Here is a 14779-nt window from a genome sequence, read left to right as displayed (position 1 = left end):
TCCTCAAGCTTGAGGGCAGACGCATGAAGCGCCGCCACGGTTCCGCTTGCCCAAGTTATATTCTGGCCTCTCCCGGCATATTTTCAAGCGCTTTCGCGGCCGCAGCAAGGCGACTATACAGCGCCTCTGGGGATCACCTGCGCCTGTTGCAAAGACGCGGCCCACCGCCTAGAGGGGCGCCATCCTTCCACCCACCACATACCGGAAAGAGTGCCGCTTATGACCGCGATCATGGACATCCACGCCCGCCAGATTCTCGACAGCCGCGGCAACCCCACGGTCGAGGTCGACGTGCTGCTCGAAGACGGCAGTTTCGGTCGCGCCGGCGTGCCTTCCGGCGCATCGACCGGGGCCTATGAGGCGGTCGAGAAGCGCGACGGCGACACGTCCATGTATCTGGGCAAGGGCGTGACCCAGGCCGTCGACATGGTGAATAGCGAGATTTTCGAGGCAATCGTCGGCCTCGATGCCGAGGATCAGCGCGACATCGACATGGCGATGATCGCCCTGGACGGCACCGAGAACAAGTCGCGCCTGGGCGCCAACGCGATCCTGGGCGTCAGCCTGGCGGTCGCCAAGGCCGCTGCCGACGCGCGCGGCCTGCCGCTCTACAGCTATGTCGGCGGCGTTTCGGCGCACGTCCTGCCGGTTCCGATGATGAACATCATCAATGGCGGCGAACATGCTGACAACCCCATCGATTTTCAGGAATTCATGATCATGCCCGTCGGCGCGGACAGCCTGGCCGAGTCGGTGCGCTGGGGTTCGGAAATCTTCCACACGCTCAAGAAGGGCCTGCACGAAAAGGGCCTCGCAACGGCGGTGGGCGACGAGGGCGGTTTTGCCCCCAATCTCGCCTCGACCCGCGCCGCGCTCGACTTCATCATGGCCTCGGTCGAGAAGGCGGGCTTCAAGCCGGGTGAGAACGTGATGCTCGCGCTCGATTGCGCTGCGACCGAATTCTTCCGCGACGGCAAGTACGAGATCAGCGGCGAAGGGCTGTCGCTTTCGCCGACCGAAATGGCCGATTATCTGGGCAAGCTGTGCGCCGAGTACCCGATCCGCTCGATCGAGGACGGCATGAGCGAGGACGATTTCGAGGGCTGGCTCGCGGTCACCGAACTGCTCGGCAACAAGGTGCAGCTGGTCGGCGACGACCTGTTCGTCACCAATCCCGAGCGTCTGGCGATGGGCATCGAAAAGGGCCTGGCCAACAGCCTGCTGGTGAAGGTCAACCAGATCGGCACGCTCACCGAAACGCTGGAAGCGGTAAACATGGCGCATCGCGCAGGCTATACCGCGGTGATGTCGCACCGTTCGGGCGAGACCGAGGACGCGACGATCGCCGATCTCGCCGTCGCTACGAACTGCGGCCAGATCAAGACCGGCTCGCTCGCGCGCTCCGACCGGCTCGCCAAGTATAACCAGCTGATCCGCATCGAGGAAGAGCTGGGCGCATCGGCGCATTATGCCGGTGCTGCCATCTTCCGTTGAACAAAACCCGTTTTGTTCCGCGACTTGCAAGGCATTGATCGCATATTTGATTCGGGCTGGCCGTTTCGGCTTGCCAGCCCGAATCAATTGTGATTCAAGAGATTAATGTCGTCGCGCAAACCCGTCATAAAACCCGCAAAACAGGCGATCGCGCCGGGCATCTCGCTCGTCGCCCTGCTCGCCATTGCGGCCTATGCCCTGCTGGGGCCGACGGGTGTGCTCGCCTGGGGCGATTATCGCCAGCGGCTGGAGGTGCAGAAGGTCGAACTGGCGCGGCTGCAGAAGCAGCGCGACGCCCTGCGCAACCGGGTCGAGCTGCTCGATCCCAAGGCGGTCGATCCCGATCTGGTGAGCGAACTGGTGCGCCGCGAACTCAATGTCGCGCATCCCGACGAGGTGATCGTTCCGCTGAAATAAGCCGTGCCGCAAACGGCTCGATGCTGCGGGAATATTGCGCAAAAACCGCCTTGGCCGTTGCGTAAACCTTTGCTCTGCTTCTATAGGAAGGGGGTCAATCCTCCCCCTGCCGCATGGCACTGATCCATCAGCGTGAAAGGTTTTCCGTCTTGGTCAAGACACCCGCTGCAAAGCCCGTTCGCAAACCGCCCGCAAAGGCCTCGTCGAAAGCTCCGGTCCTGCCCGAGGAGGGCAGCAACCATCCGCGTCCGCGCAACCCTGAGCGCTATGAAGCCAGCCAGGAAGAGCTGCTGCATTTCTACAAGGAAATGCTGCTCATCCGCCGCTTCGAGGAGCGCGCGGGTCAGCTCTACGGCCTCGGCCTGATCGGCGGCTTCTGCCACCTGTATATCGGCCAGGAAGCGGTCGCGGTCGGCCTGCAATCGGCGCTCGAGCCGGGCAAGGACAGCGTTATCACCGGCTATCGCGACCATGGCCATATGCTGGCTTATGGCATCGACCCCAAGATCATCATGGCCGAGCTCACCGGACGCGGCGCGGGCATCTCGCGCGGCAAGGGCGGCTCGATGCACATGTTCTCGACCGAGCACAAATTCTATGGCGGCCATGGCATTGTCGGTGCGCAGGTGCCGCTGGGTGCTGGGCTCGCTTTCGGGCACAAATATTCCGAGGATGGCGGCGTGTGCATGGCCTATTTCGGCGATGGCGCGGCGAACCAGGGCCAGGTCTATGAAAGCTTCAACATGGCCGCCTTGTGGAAGCTGCCGATCATCTTCGTGATCGAGAATAACGGCTATGCCATGGGCACCAAGGTCGCGCGCAGCAGTGCCGAGACCGAATTCTACCGGCGCGGCGATTCCTTCCGAATTCCCGGCATGCAGGTCAACGGCATGGACGTGCTCGAGGTGCGCGGTGCGGCCGAGGCGGCGCTCGAATATGTCCGCGGCGGCAACGGCCCGCTGCTGATGGAGCTCAAGACCTATCGCTATCGCGGCCATTCGATGTCCGACCCGGCCAAATATCGCAGCCGCGAGGAGGTGCAGAACGTCAAGGAAAAGTCCGACCCGATCGAGGCTGCCAAGGCCGAGCTGCTGAAAATGGGCGTGAGCGAAGACGCGATGAAGGCGATCGACAAGGAAATCCGCACGGTCGTCAGCGAAGCGGCAGACTTTGCCGAAACCTCGCCCGAGCCGGATCCGTCCGAACTGTATACCGATGTGCTGGTGGAGCAATATTGATGGCCATCGAACTGAAAATGCCTGCTTTGTCCCCCACGATGGAAGAGGGGACGCTGGCCAAGTGGCTGGTCAAGGAAGGCGATACCGTGTCGTCCGGCGACATTCTCGCCGAAATCGAGACCGACAAGGCGACCATGGAATTCGAGGCGGTCGATGAAGGCACGATCTCGAAGATCCTGATCGCCGAGGGCACCGACAATGTGAAGGTCGGCGCAGTGATCGCGCTGATCGCGGGCGAAGGCGAGGACGCGTCGTCGGCTGAAGCCACACCGGCACCCGCTCGGACCCCTGCGTCCGAGCCCGAAGCCAAGGCCCCGACTGAGAACGCTGAGATCGTCCCCGAAACGCCCAAGCGCGCGCAGGTCAGTGATCCGGCGATCCCCGAAGGCACTGAGATGGTGCCGACCACGGTGCGCGAGGCGCTGCGCGATGCGATGGCGGAGGAAATGCGCCGCGACGAGCGCGTGTTCGTGATGGGCGAGGAAGTCGCCGAATATCAGGGCGCGTACAAGGTGACGCAGGGCCTGCTCGAGGAATTCGGGCCGCGCCGCGTGATCGATACGCCGATCACCGAATATGGCTTTGCCGGCATCGGTGCGGGTGCGGCGATGGGCGGCCTGCGCCCGGTCATCGAGTTCATGACCTTCAACTTCGCGATGCAGGCGATCGACCATATCATCAACTCGGCGGCCAAGACCAACTACATGTCGGGCGGCCAGATGCGCTGCCCGGTGGTGTTCCGCGGCCCCAATGGCGCGGCGAGCCGTGTCGGCGCGCAGCACAGCCAGAATTTCGGTCCCTGGTATGCCAATGTCCCAGGCCTGATCGTCATCGCGCCCTATGACAGTGCCGATGCCAAGGGGCTGCTCAAGGCGGCGATCCGCACCGAGGACCCGGTCGTGTTCCTGGAGAACGAGCTGGTCTATGGCCGCACCTTCGATGTGCCCAAGCTCGACGACCATGTCCTGCCGATCGGCAAGGCGCGGATCATGCGCGAAGGCAAGGACGTCACCATCGTCAGCTATTCGATCGGCGTCGGCGTTGCGCTCGAGGCGGCGGAGAAGCTGGCCGCCGAGGGCATCGAGGCCGAGGTGGTCGATCTGCGCACGCTGCGTCCGCTCGACACCGCGACCGTGCTCGAAAGCCTGAAAAAGACCAACCGCATGGTCGTGGTCGAAGAAGGCTGGCCGGTCTGCTCGATCGCGTCGGAAATCTGCGCGGTCGCGATGGAGCAGGGATTTGACGATCTCGACGCGCCGGTGCTGCGCGTGACCAACGAGGATGTGCCGCTGCCTTATGCCGCCAACCTCGAAAAGCTTGCGCTGGTCGATAGCGCCCGCGTGATCGCGGCGGTGAAGAAGGTCACCTACAAGGGCTGAGCGCGACCGTTATGATACGATCGGCCGGGCAGCACGGCCCGGCCGATTTCATATCCTGATGCAGATCAGACTGGCGCTGCAAATACCCTTGTTGTCGCCGCTGCCGGCATTGCCGTCGAGCACGCCGTCCTTCATGTCGTTGGCTCTGGCGGCATCCGCTGCGGCCTGGGCCGAAGCAATCTGTGCGTCGCTGGTCTGCGGCAACACGGCATCATATTTGTCACACGTCGACTTGCGCGTGGCGGACACATTGTCGGACGGCGGCTTGCCGATCTCGCGTGCGTCGCGCACGGTATAGGCCGCCTCCTGGTGCAGTTCCTTCGGCTCCATGAACATGCTGCCGAACAGCGGATCATAGACATAGGTCAGCTCGACATACATCACCGCCGTGCCGGTGCTAGCGGCGATTTTCTCCCCCGGCGGGCCCATTCCGACAAAGCTGGTTCCGGTCTTGCCGGTACCTTCCGGGCCATAATCCGAATCATCGAACAATATGCCCTTGCAGCGCTGCCACATGATCGTCTGGCCGCCATCGGCGTTGAGTTCTAGACTGGACAATACCGTGCGGCCATCCTGATAGATGCCCGCCGCGCCCGCCTGGATCGCCGCCGCCTGGAACACGTCGTTGATCTGTTCTTCGCTGATCACCTTGGCGCCTAGCGTCGCGTTGAGCGTTCCGATGCGCGAGGCGTTGTCGGCCATGTTGAGCGCGATCTGGCTCATCTTCATCTGGGTGATGGCAAGGTTCGATACCTCGACGCCGTAAAAGCCGAGGCCGATGAAGATCGGCAGCGAAAAGGCGAACTCGATCAGCGCAAGGCCCGAACGATCGCGTTTCAGCCGCCGCGCAAGGCTGCGGGTGCGGGCGATGAAGCCGGGGCGGGCGTCGGCGGCGGCAATGGGCGTGGTCATCATGTGCAGATCACCTGCTTGGTCTCGGCATTCTGGCTTGCATAAGGCTGGTTGCGCAGAACGGTGGCGGACTTGATCGCTGTCCGTCGGGACATGCCGATCAGCGCATAGAGCGGGAACTTGCGGTCGTACGACATCAGCACCTCGTACATCACCACGTCGCGCGCGCCGCCGACCCCGTCCTTGCCAAGGTCGCGGTCCCATACCGCATTGGCATTCTCGTTGGTGAAGCACTCGCCCGGATCACGTTGGCCGTTGCTGTTCTTGTCCTCGAAATCCTCGGGCAGGCCGACCTTGGCAAAGTCCCGATAATTGCGGCGGGTATAGGTGAAGGTGGCATCGGCGCCCAGCACGCCGAGATTTTCCTTCACCTTCGCGTCCAGGTTCGCGACATTGGTCGTCCCCGTCTCCAGCGCGGCATCGCGTCCGGCCTTCTGCACCGCGCCATCCAGGATCGCACGCGCATAGACGGTATAGCCGAGGTCGAACACGCCGAGCAGCAGCATGAGAAAGGTGGGCGCGATCAGCCCGAATTCGGTCACGGTCACGCCGCGCCGATCCTGGCCGACCCGGCGGATGAAGGCAGGGGCGCGCATCACTGGGTCAACCTCAATTCGGAAATCTGCTTGGCGATGTTCTGGAATGCGGAGTTGAGCTGCGAGCTGTTCGATGCGGTAAACGAGCTACCACTGCTCGAACAGGTCGTCATGTCGGTGGTCAGCGTCGTGCCGAATGCGATCACCCACAGACGGATCCCCTTGGACTTGATCGCCTCGCAGATCGCCAGATACCGCCGGCGCTGGCGCTCGAGCTGCGTCGGATCGGTGCTGCCGCCGGTCACGCGCCGGTCGTACATCTCGACGCCGTACATGCTGGCGACAAAGTCATAGCTGGTCAGCTGACCGTCCGTCATGAAGATCATGTGGCGGCTGACCGATCCGGGATTGCCCGGATTGGCGTTTACCGTCGACTGGAAGATCCCCTGCGGCGACGCCAGGCGCGCGCCCCAGAGCAGGCCGACATCGTGATAGGTGCCGCCGACTGCGACCAGATTGTTGACATAGGTCTGCACCTGGTCGCGCGTCATGGTCGACAGCAGCGTGGCCTTGCTGGGACAGGCGGTATAGCCGCCGCCCTTGTTCTTGATGCTGGTCGCATCGTCGCGGAAGAAATAGACCTCTTCCCAATAGGGTCGCCACTTGGTTTCCATGCTGTTGGGCACGGCATCGATGTTGAGATCGTGCGCGCCCAGGCTGCCATCGGCGGTGATGCCGCTCGACGTGCTGGCAAAGTTCGCCGCCGCGATCGTGTCGCGCTCCTCGATGCATCCGCCCCAGCGGCTGGTGCTGCCGTCGACTTCGCTCGGCGTGGTGACTGCCGGATTGGCCGACTTGATCGAGCGAATGAAATTGTGCGTCGCAAGGCTGCGCTGTTCATAGATCCACACGACGGTGGCGCCGCTCACCGGCACGGTTGAATCGACCTGCGTCGTGCGCTGCCTCACGCATTGCCTGCTGTCCGAACCGCTCCAGCCCGGAGCTGCGCCGCCCCAGCTGTAGCGGACAAAGGAGACGGTCGTCGTGCTGGTGCCCGAGACAACCGGCGGCAGCGGCGTGCCCGCGGGGTTGGGACTGAAGCCGGTGAAGCTCGAGTTGCTGCCATAGCTGGTGCAATTCTGACGCGATATGTTGGTGCCGCCGCCCGAGATCGTCGAATGCGAACGGTTGGGGCACGAGAACGACTGGTTGCCGCCATAGACCTGGCAATCGACGGTCGTCGTCCGCCAGATCGGACGTCTCGACTGATAGGTCCAGGTATCGGCGACATTGCCCCCGTTCAGCCATTGCGGATTGGCATCGTACAGCAGTTCGCCGACATTCACGTTGGTCGAATAGGGCACGAACGAATAACGGATGCGCGCGTTGCTGCCCGACGAGGCATTGGCAAGCGTATCGTAGAAGCTCATCACCGAATTGCGCAGCGCGCTGATCTTGACGATCGAACCGCCCGAGCCGTTGGGAATCGAATCCAGCATCGACCCGGTCACGTCGAGCACGAAGGTCGTGTCGGTATTCGTGAGGTTGAGCTCGGCCTGGCAGGCGACGTCGATGTTGAGCGTCTTCTTGCCGAACATGCCCATGATCGTGGTCGGCATCACCGCAGACGCCGTACCGGTGACCTGGCTGGTGCCCGACACGTTGTTGGTGTCGAACGTCACGTTGGTGGTGTCGTTATAGCCCGGCTGATAGTTGACGTCGAAAAAGTCGCGCGCCTGGGCCTTGGCGGCGTCGGTGTACGTGCTGGCGGCCATCGCGCGGCGACCCGCGAGTACACCGGCATCGCAGGCGTGCTGCAGTCGCGACTTGACCATATAGGCGCGGCTCATATCGACGGCGCCGCCGATCATCGCCGCCATCGGCAGCACGCTGGCGGCCAGGATGGGCAGCACGTTGCCGCGCTTCGATGCCAGCAGCCGGTTGAGCCACGGGCGCGCATCAGCCTTCGCGGCATCGGCCCGCGCGCTGGTGCCAAAGCGCTGATCTTCGGTGTGGCGGATGGTCATGATGTGGTTAATGCCCCTTAGACGCAGCGTGCCTTGTATCTGCGCAATGGTAAGCAGCCCTCAAAGGGAGATGGTTAAGCCCAAGTTTACCTTGATTTGCCCCGGAAATTGGGGGACTGCGCGCGCCATGGCTCCTCCAGAACCCCCTGTTTCTCCGCTCGTCACGCTGGCGGTCGGCTATGGCGACCGGCAGGTCCGCGACTGGGCCCGGGCGCTGTTTGCCTTCGATGCGCAGATGGCGGGCATTGTGCTGCAGGCGCGCGAGCCGATGCTGGCGCAGATCCGCCTGCAATGGTGGCACGATGTGCTGGCCAAGCCGGTGGCATCGCGTCCTTCGGCCAATCCGGTGCTCGCTGCCCTCGCACCGATCGAGGCGGATGGGCTGGCGCTGGCCGATGCACTGGGACCGGTCATCCGTGGCTGGGAAGCGGCGCTCGAATGCGAGGAGATCGAGGCGATCGCCGATTTCGCAGCGGGCCGGGGGCAGTTGTTCGCGGCCTTTGCGGGGCAGGGGGGCGATGCCGCCGATCTGCAGCGCATCGGCCAGGCCTGGGCACTGTGGGATATGGTGCGCTTCCACCGCCGTACGCCTGCGCTCGATGCCGCCTTCGCGGCGGTCGATACGCGGGCGCTGGAGCGCATCGCGCTCCCCGCGCAGCTGCGCCCGTTGTCGATCATCAACCGCGCGGTGCGGCTTGACATCGCCAAGGGTCGGCTGGATCGTCCATGGGCCGGGCCCGGCCTGTTCGCGCGCCTGGTCTGGCACGGGGTAACCGGACGGTGACCGGCTGACGAGAGGGGGAAGGGCGATGCGGATCCTGTTCGGCGGATTGGGGGCCATCGCCTTGCTGGTCGGCGGTTTCTTCCTCATACGCGCGCAGCAGCAGGACGACGAGCTGGCCGAGATCGTGGCTCCTCCGCCCGAGCCTCAGGACACCGGCCTGCCGATGGCCGATCCGGGCCAGCTGCGTGGTCCGGAACCGCCGCAAGCGACCGAAATGACTCGCGAGGAACGCCGCTTTGCCCGGTTCGATCGCAATGGCGACCGCATCATCACGCGCGAGGAACTGCTCGCCAGCCGCACCAAGGCGTTCAAGGCGCTCGACAAGGACGGCAACAACCTGCTGACCTTCGAGGAATGGGCGGTGGCGACATCGGATCGCTTCGCCAAGGCCGATGAAGACCGCAATGGCCGCCTGTCGCCCGAGGAGTTCGCGACAACCCGGCCCAAGCGCCCGCTACAGCGCTGCAAATGCTGACTATTCGGCGGCGATGACCTTGCCCGCGCCATTGAGCCAGCCCTGCAGATCGGCGCGCGCGCGCGCGGTATAGGCTTCCTTGCGCTGCTTCTTGTGCACCTTGTCCTCGGGCGGCGGGAACAGGCCGAAATTGACGTTCATTGGCTGGAAGTCGCTTGCTTCCGCGCCGCCGGTGATATGGCCCAGCAGCGCGCCGAGTGCCGTCGTGACCGGCGGCGTTGCCAGCTTGCGGCCCTGCAGTTCGGCAGCGGCAAATCGCCCCGCCATCAGCCCGACGCTGGCGCTTTCGACATAGCCCTCGCAGCCGGTAATCTGCCCGGCAAAGCGGATATGCGGCGCCTTGCGCAACCTCAGCTGGCCATCGAGCAGGCGCGGCGAGTTGATGAAGGTGTTGCGGTGCAGTCCGCCGAGCCGCGCGAACTCGGCCCTTTGCAGCCCCGGAATGGTGCGGAACAGCTCCACCTGCGCCCCGTGCTTGAGCTTGGTCTGGAAGCCGACCATGTTCCACAGCGTGCCCAGCTTGTTGTCCTGGCGCAGCTGCACCACCGCATAGGGCCAGCGCCCGGTGCGCGGATTATCGAGGCCGACAGGCTTCATCGGGCCGAAACGCAGCGTGTCCACGCCGCGCGCCGCCATCACCTCGATCGGCATGCAGCCCTCGAAATAGGGCGTGTTCTTCTCCCACTCCTTGAACTCGGTCTTCTCGCCCTCGATCAGGCCGCGATGGAAGGCGAGATACTGGTCCTTGTCCATCGGGCAGTTGATATAGTCCTTGCCGTCGCCTTCGGGCCCCACCTTGTCCCAGCGGCTGGCCATCCAGCAGATGTCCATGTCGATGCTGTCGCGGTGGACGATCGGCGCGATGGCGTCGAAAAAGGCCAGCGCGTCTTCGCCGGTGGCTGCGCCGATCGACTGGGCGAGCGACATGGCGGTGAGCGGGCCAGTCGCGACGATCGTCGGGCCTTCGCTGGGCAGCGTGTCGATCCGCTCGCGCACGATGCGGATATTCGGATGCTCGCTCAGGGCCTTGGTGACGATATCGGAGAAGATGTCGCGGTCCACCGCCAGCGCGGAACCCGCCGGCACCTTGGCCTTGTCGGCGGCTGCCATGATCAGCGAGTCCAGCGTGCGCATTTCCTGGTGGAGCAGGCCGACGGCGTTGCGATCGGCATCGTCGGAGCGGAAGCTGTTCGAGCAGACGAGCTCGGCCAGGCCCTCGGTCTGGTGCGCGGGCGTCATGTCGCCGCTGCCGCGCATCTCGGACAGGCGGACCTTCACGCCTGCCTGGGCGAGCTGCCATGCCGCTTCGGATCCGGCCAGGCCGCCGCCGATGATATGAATCTGGTGTTGGAAATCGTTGCTGTTGCTCATGCGCGTGCAGATAGCGTGTGCGAGGGCATTTGCCCAGCTTGCGCATGATTGGCCTTCGGTGCCATCAGGGGTACGGACGCAAACCGGGGGAAGATACATGGTCGTAAAGCGCGCACTGGCGGAATCGCGGCCCTGGCTGCTGCTGAGCCTCGTGGCGGCGATCAGCTATTATTTCGTCAGCGATGCGCCGATTCCGGGCCTGTATCTCATGCTGTGGAAAGGGCTGGGTGTCGGCTTTCTCGCCGTTTTTGCACTTGCGCGCCACCATTCGCGCGACGGGCAGTTGATCGGCGCGGTGATGGCACTAGGCGCGATCGGTGACATGCTGATTGAGATCGACATGATCTATGGCGCGGTTGCCTTCCTGCTTGGGCATCTGGTGGCGATCTGGCTCTATGCGCGCCACCGCCGGCCACGCGTCACTTTCAGCCAGCGATTGTTCGCGCTGCTGCTGGTGCCGGGTGTCGTCCTGATCGCCTGGGCGCTGCCGATCGATCGCAGCGGAGCAGGGGGCATCGCGTTCTACAGTCTGTTCCTTGCCGTCATGGCGGCGATGGCCTGGATCAGCGATTTCCCGCGCTATCGCGTTGGCACCGGCGCGCTGCTGTTCGTGGTGTCCGATCTGCTGATCTTCGCGCGGCTGGGACCGCTGGAAGGCTCTGCCATCCCCGAATGGCTGATCTGGCCGCTCTATTATTTCGGCCAGTTCCTGATCTGCACCGGCGTGATCCAGAGCCTGCGCCACAAGGACCCGCGCGTCGCCGGTTGATGGAGCGGGGCCAAAGTGTTATAACATCCGTATGAACAAGCCGCTGAAGCTCATCAAGATCGGCAACTCGACCGGCGTCATCCTGCCCAAGGACGTGCTGGCGCATCTGAACCTGTCGCAAGGCGATGAGGTGTCGGTGGTCAAGCAGGCCGATGGCATTGCACTCAAATCTGCGGATCCGGATTTCGACAAGCAGATGTCGGCTGCCCGCGATGTGATGGCGCGTTACCGCAACGCACTTCGCGAACTGGCCAAGTGAGGTGGCCGATTGGATCTGGGTGCGGCACGATGTCGTCCTCGCGCTGCACGATGAACAGATAGCCGAACATGGTGGGCTGAGCGGCATTCGCGATGCTGCTCTGGTCGAAAGCGCGCTCGCTCGACCATTGAACCTCGCCGCTTATGGAGAGCCGGATGCCGCTGATCTGGCGGCAGCTTATGCGTTTGGCCTCGCGCGCAACCACCTGTTCGCTGATGGCAACAAGCGCAGTGCGGCGGTGGTCGCGCTGACCTTTCTGCTGCTCAACGGTATCGAGTTTGAAATCACCGAAGCCGAGCTTGTCGTCATGACGTTAGCGCTCGCCGCAGGCGACCTCACCGAGGATGAGGTCGCCCGCTGGTTTCGCGATCATATCGTGCCGCAAAGCTGAGCCTTATTCGCTCGCGGGCTCGGGATTTTCTGCCGCCTCGTCGCCATTCTCTTCTTCGGCGATGCGCGCGGCGCTGACCACATGCTCGTTATCGGCCACGTTGAACAGCCGCACGCCGGCAGAGTTGCGGCCGATCACGCGCATGGTCGAGAGGCTCAATCGGATGAGCTTGGCCTGATCGGTGACGAGCATCAGCTGGTCCGACTGGTGCGCCGGGAAGCTCGCCAGCACCGGGCCGTTGCGATCGATATTGTCGATATTGGTGATGCCCTGGCCACCGCGTCCGGTGCGGCGATATTCATAGGCGGAGGACAGCTTGCCATAGCCATTGGCGCAGACCGTGAGGATGAACTGTTCTGCCTCGGCGAACTGCGCCATCCGCTCGGGCGAGAGCGTCGGCTGCGCCTCGTTGCCCTTCCAGGGCGCGGCGCGCAGATATTCGTCGCGTTCCTCGGTGGTGGCATCGAAGCCGCCCAGAATCGACAGCGAGATCACCTCGTCGCCTTCGCGCAAGCTCATGCCGCGCACCCCGGTAGAGGTGCGGCTCTGGAACTCGCGCACATCGGTCGCGGCAAAGCGGATCGCCTTGCCCTGGCGCGTGGCGAGCAGCACGTCGTCGCCCTCGGTGAGCAGCGCGACGCCGATCAGCCGGTCGTCCGATCCCTCGTCGAAGCGCATCGCGATCTTGCCGTTCGAGGGGATGTTGGTGAACGCATCCATCGAGTTGCGGCGCACAGTGCCGTTGGCGGTAGCGAACATCACGTGCAGATCGGCCCAGGTATTCTCGTCCTCGGGCAGCGGCAGCACGGTCTGGATGGTCTCGCCCTGCGCCAGCGGTAGCAGGTTGACCATCGGCCGTCCGCGTGTCGCCGGACCGCCCTCGGGCAGGCGCCACACCTTCTGGCGATAGACCTTGCCGTGCGTGGAGAAGAACAGCACCGGCGTGTGCGTCGAGGTGACGAACATGCTGGTGACGGCATCCTCGTCCTTGGTCGCCATGCCGGACCGGCCCTTGCCGCCGCGGCCCTGGGCGCGGAAGGCATCGAGCGGGGTGCGCTTGATATAGCCCTGCAGCGTGACGGTGACGACCATCTCCTCGCGTTCGATCAGGTCCTCGTCGTCGATGCCGTCGGCCGCCGGCGCGATCTCTGACAGGCGCGGCGTGGCGAACTCGCTCTTCACCGCGATCAGCTCGTCGCGCAGCACCTGGTAAAGCTTGGCTCGGTCACCCAAGATAGCCAGATATTCCTCGATGCTCGCGGCAAGCGCCTTCAGCTCGTTGCCGATCTCGTCGCGGCCCAGCGCGGTCAGCCTGTGCAGGCGCAGGTCGAGGATCGCGCGGACCTGAATGTCGCTGAGCGTGTAGGTATCGCCTTCGATCTCCGCCTCGATCGCCTCGACCAGCCGGATATAGGGGGCGATTTCCTCGATCGGCCATTGCCGTGCGATCAGCGCCGCGCGGGCTTCGGCGGGCGAGGCGGACGAGCGGATGATCCGCACCACCTCGTCCATATTGGTCACTGCGACCACGAGGCCGAGCAGGATATGCGCACGGTCGCGCGCCTTGGCGAGTTCGAACTTGGTGCGGCGGGTGATCACCTGCTCGCGGAAGCGGACGAACGCCTCGATGATCTCCTTGAGCGGCAGCACCTCGGGGCGGCCGCCGCGGATCGCGAGCATGTTCGCCGGGAAGCTCGACTGGGCCGGGCTGTGCCGCCAGATCTGATTGAGCACGACTTCGGGCGTTGCGTCGCGCTTGAGGTCGATGACAACGCGTACGCCTTCGCGGTTCGATTCATCGCGAATGTCGCTGACGCCCTCGATCCGCTTGTCCTTGGCGGCTTCGGCGAGCTTTTCGACCAGGCTGTTCTTGCCGAGCTGGAACGGGATCGAGGTCAGCACGATCGAGCGGCGGTCGTTTCGGCCTTCCTCGATCTTGTGCCGTGCGCGCATGATGATCGACCCGCGACCGGTCGAATAGGCGTTGCGCACGCCTGCCTGGCCCAGGATCAGCGGCGCGGTGGGGAAGTCGGGGCCGGGCACGATCTTCATCAGATCTTCCAGCTCTATCATCGGATTGTCGATCCACGCGAGGCACGCGTCGATCACTTCGCCGAGGTTGTGCGGCGGAATGTTGGTCGCCATGCCGACCGCGATGCCGCCAGCGCCGTTGACGAGCAGGTTGGGGAAGCGCGCGGGAAGCACCTGCGGCTCGTCGCGCGAACCATCATAGTTGGGCGTGAAGTCGACGGTGTCCTTGTCGAGATCGTCGAGCAGGCTGTTGGCGACCTTGGCGAGGCGTGCCTCGGTGTAACGCATCGAGGCTGGCGGATCCGGGTCCATCGATCCGAAATTGCCCTGGCCGTCGATCAGCGGCACGCGCATCGACCAGTCCTGGGTCATGCGCGCCAGGGCGTCGTAGATCGCGCTGTCGCCATGCGGGTGATAGTTACCCATGACGTCGCCGACGATCTTGGCGGACTTGCGATAGGGTCGGCCAGCGACGAAGCCGCCTTCCTGGCTGGCGAAGAGAATGCGGCGGTGGACGGGCTTCAGCCCGTCGCGGACATCGGGCAGGGCGCGGCTGACGATGACCGACATGGCATAGTCGAGATAGCTCGACCGCATCTCGTCGACGATGTCGATGCGTTCGATTTCATTGGGTTCCGCGGTTGCGGTGGTATCGTTCATTCCATGCGCCTTTTATGCCTTTTGTGACGCTTTCGC

At 64.0% G+C, this 14779-nt stretch carries 14 protein-coding genes; 9 read left to right on the top strand and 5 right to left on the bottom strand.

Annotation, left to right across the window (positions count from 1 at the left end):
• Positions 1-219 precede the first annotated feature (219 nt).
• From eno to AX725_RS03030, 4 genes are all read left to right on the top strand, one after another.
• On the top strand, positions 220-1494 hold the full coding sequence (gene eno, locus AX725_RS03045; protein ID WP_060979063.1) for a phosphopyruvate hydratase: 1275 nt from the start codon (positions 220-222) through the stop codon (positions 1492-1494).
• A gap of 105 nt (positions 1495-1599) precedes the next feature.
• Positions 1600-1911: an FtsB family cell division protein gene (locus tag AX725_RS03040; RefSeq protein WP_060979062.1), complete on the top strand. Its 312-nt coding sequence runs from the start codon at positions 1600-1602 to the stop codon at positions 1909-1911.
• Positions 1912-2129: 218 nt separating this feature from the next.
• Complete coding sequence (gene pdhA, locus AX725_RS03035; RefSeq protein ID WP_060979075.1) at positions 2130-3149, top strand: pyruvate dehydrogenase (acetyl-transferring) E1 component subunit alpha; 1020 nt, start codon at positions 2130-2132, stop codon at positions 3147-3149.
• Positions 3149-4528: a pyruvate dehydrogenase complex E1 component subunit beta gene (locus AX725_RS03030; protein ID WP_060979061.1), complete on the top strand. Its 1380-nt coding sequence runs from the start codon at positions 3149-3151 to the stop codon at positions 4526-4528. Before pdhA ends, AX725_RS03030 begins: the two co-directional genes overlap by 1 nt.
• Before the next feature lie 48 nt (positions 4529-4576).
• Here AX725_RS03030 and AX725_RS03025 read toward each other — a convergent pair whose 3' ends face one another.
• The 3 genes from AX725_RS03025 to AX725_RS03015 are packed head-to-tail and all read right to left on the bottom strand — an operon-like array spanning position 4577 to position 8003.
• Positions 4577-5443, bottom strand: a complete 867-nt coding sequence (locus tag AX725_RS03025) for a TadE/TadG family type IV pilus assembly protein (RefSeq protein WP_060979060.1) — start codon at positions 5441-5443, stop codon at positions 4577-4579.
• Positions 5440-6036, bottom strand: coding sequence for a TadE/TadG family type IV pilus assembly protein (locus tag AX725_RS03020; protein WP_066113982.1), 597 nt, complete (start codon positions 6034-6036; stop codon positions 5440-5442). Before AX725_RS03020 ends, AX725_RS03025 begins: the two co-directional genes overlap by 4 nt.
• Entirely contained in the window at positions 6036-8003 is a 1968-nt protein-coding gene (locus AX725_RS03015) for a TadE/TadG family type IV pilus assembly protein (RefSeq protein WP_066113979.1), read from the bottom strand. Before AX725_RS03015 ends, AX725_RS03020 begins: the two co-directional genes overlap by 1 nt.
• Positions 8004-8130: 127 nt before the next feature.
• Between AX725_RS03015 and AX725_RS03010 the strand changes: the two genes are divergently transcribed.
• Together AX725_RS03010 and AX725_RS03005 are read left to right on the top strand one after the other, a co-directional pair.
• Positions 8131-8787: a squalene/phytoene synthase family protein gene (locus tag AX725_RS03010; protein ID WP_060979057.1), complete on the top strand. Its 657-nt coding sequence runs from the start codon at positions 8131-8133 to the stop codon at positions 8785-8787.
• A 25-nt stretch (positions 8788-8812) separates the two neighbouring features.
• Positions 8813-9262, top strand: coding sequence for an EF-hand domain-containing protein (locus AX725_RS03005; protein ID WP_060979056.1), 450 nt, complete (start codon positions 8813-8815; stop codon positions 9260-9262).
• Here the strand turns inward: AX725_RS03005 and trmFO are convergent, their stop codons facing one another.
• Positions 9263-10633: a methylenetetrahydrofolate--tRNA-(uracil(54)-C(5))-methyltransferase (FADH(2)-oxidizing) TrmFO gene (gene trmFO / locus AX725_RS03000; RefSeq protein ID WP_060979055.1), complete on the bottom strand. Its 1371-nt coding sequence runs from the start codon at positions 10631-10633 to the stop codon at positions 9263-9265.
• A gap of 97 nt (positions 10634-10730) precedes the next feature.
• On the opposite strand from trmFO, the gene AX725_RS02995 reads away from it, so the two are divergent.
• From AX725_RS02995 to AX725_RS02985, 3 genes are read left to right on the top strand one after another with little or no spacing between them, the layout of a single operon-like run.
• Positions 10731-11402 carry a lysoplasmalogenase gene (locus AX725_RS02995; RefSeq protein WP_060979054.1) on the top strand — a complete coding sequence of 224 codons (672 nt, stop codon included), beginning with the start codon at positions 10731-10733 and terminating at the stop codon, positions 11400-11402.
• 31 nt (positions 11403-11433) lie between these two features.
• The gene (locus AX725_RS02990) at positions 11434-11661 is read left to right on the top strand and encodes an AbrB/MazE/SpoVT family DNA-binding domain-containing protein (protein WP_060979053.1); all 228 of its coding nucleotides are present in this window, start codon (positions 11434-11436) and stop codon (positions 11659-11661) included.
• Position 11662: 1 nt separating this feature from the next.
• Positions 11663-12052 carry a type II toxin-antitoxin system death-on-curing family toxin gene (locus AX725_RS02985; RefSeq protein WP_060979052.1) on the top strand — a complete coding sequence of 130 codons (390 nt, stop codon included), beginning with the start codon at positions 11663-11665 and terminating at the stop codon, positions 12050-12052.
• Positions 12053-12055: 3 nt separating this feature from the next.
• Here the strand turns inward: AX725_RS02985 and gyrA are convergent, their stop codons facing one another.
• Positions 12056-14743, bottom strand: coding sequence for a DNA gyrase subunit A (gyrA, locus tag AX725_RS02980; protein ID WP_060979051.1), 2688 nt, complete (start codon positions 14741-14743; stop codon positions 12056-12058).
• Positions 14744-14779 lie beyond the last annotated feature (36 nt).

Origin of the sequence: Blastomonas sp. CCH9-A1, from assembly GCF_001557175.1 — a bacterium.
In the GTDB taxonomy this organism is placed as follows: domain Bacteria; phylum Pseudomonadota; class Alphaproteobacteria; order Sphingomonadales; family Sphingomonadaceae; genus Blastomonas; species Blastomonas delafieldii_A.
Note: the sequence above shows the minus strand (reverse complement) of the source record. Positions and strands in the feature narration are given on the sequence as shown.

What these genes read in the sequence shown, in the direction of transcription:
- gyrA (WP_060979051.1), bottom strand. Translation starts at nt 14,743, where the DNA reads ATGAACGATACCACCGCAACCGCGGAACCCAATGAAATCGAACGCATC.
- AX725_RS03040 (WP_060979062.1), top strand. Translation starts at nt 1,600, where the DNA reads ATGTCGTCGCGCAAACCCGTCATAAAACCCGCAAAACAGGCGATCGCG.
- AX725_RS03025 (WP_060979060.1), bottom strand. Translation starts at nt 5,443, where the DNA reads ATGATGACCACGCCCATTGCCGCCGCCGACGCCCGCCCCGGCTTCATC.
- AX725_RS03015 (WP_066113979.1), bottom strand. Translation starts at nt 8,003, where the DNA reads ATGACCATCCGCCACACCGAAGATCAGCGCTTTGGCACCAGCGCGCGG.
- AX725_RS03010 (WP_060979057.1), top strand. Translation starts at nt 8,131, where the DNA reads ATGGCTCCTCCAGAACCCCCTGTTTCTCCGCTCGTCACGCTGGCGGTC.
- trmFO (WP_060979055.1), bottom strand. Translation starts at nt 10,633, where the DNA reads ATGAGCAACAGCAACGATTTCCAACACCAGATTCATATCATCGGCGGC.
- eno (WP_060979063.1), top strand. Translation starts at nt 220, where the DNA reads ATGACCGCGATCATGGACATCCACGCCCGCCAGATTCTCGACAGCCGC.
- AX725_RS03020 (WP_066113982.1), bottom strand. Translation starts at nt 6,036, where the DNA reads ATGCGCGCCCCTGCCTTCATCCGCCGGGTCGGCCAGGATCGGCGCGGC.
- AX725_RS03005 (WP_060979056.1), top strand. Translation starts at nt 8,813, where the DNA reads ATGCGGATCCTGTTCGGCGGATTGGGGGCCATCGCCTTGCTGGTCGGC.
- AX725_RS03030 (WP_060979061.1), top strand. Translation starts at nt 3,149, where the DNA reads ATGGCCATCGAACTGAAAATGCCTGCTTTGTCCCCCACGATGGAAGAG.
- AX725_RS02990 (WP_060979053.1), top strand. Translation starts at nt 11,434, where the DNA reads ATGAACAAGCCGCTGAAGCTCATCAAGATCGGCAACTCGACCGGCGTC.
- AX725_RS02995 (WP_060979054.1), top strand. Translation starts at nt 10,731, where the DNA reads ATGGTCGTAAAGCGCGCACTGGCGGAATCGCGGCCCTGGCTGCTGCTG.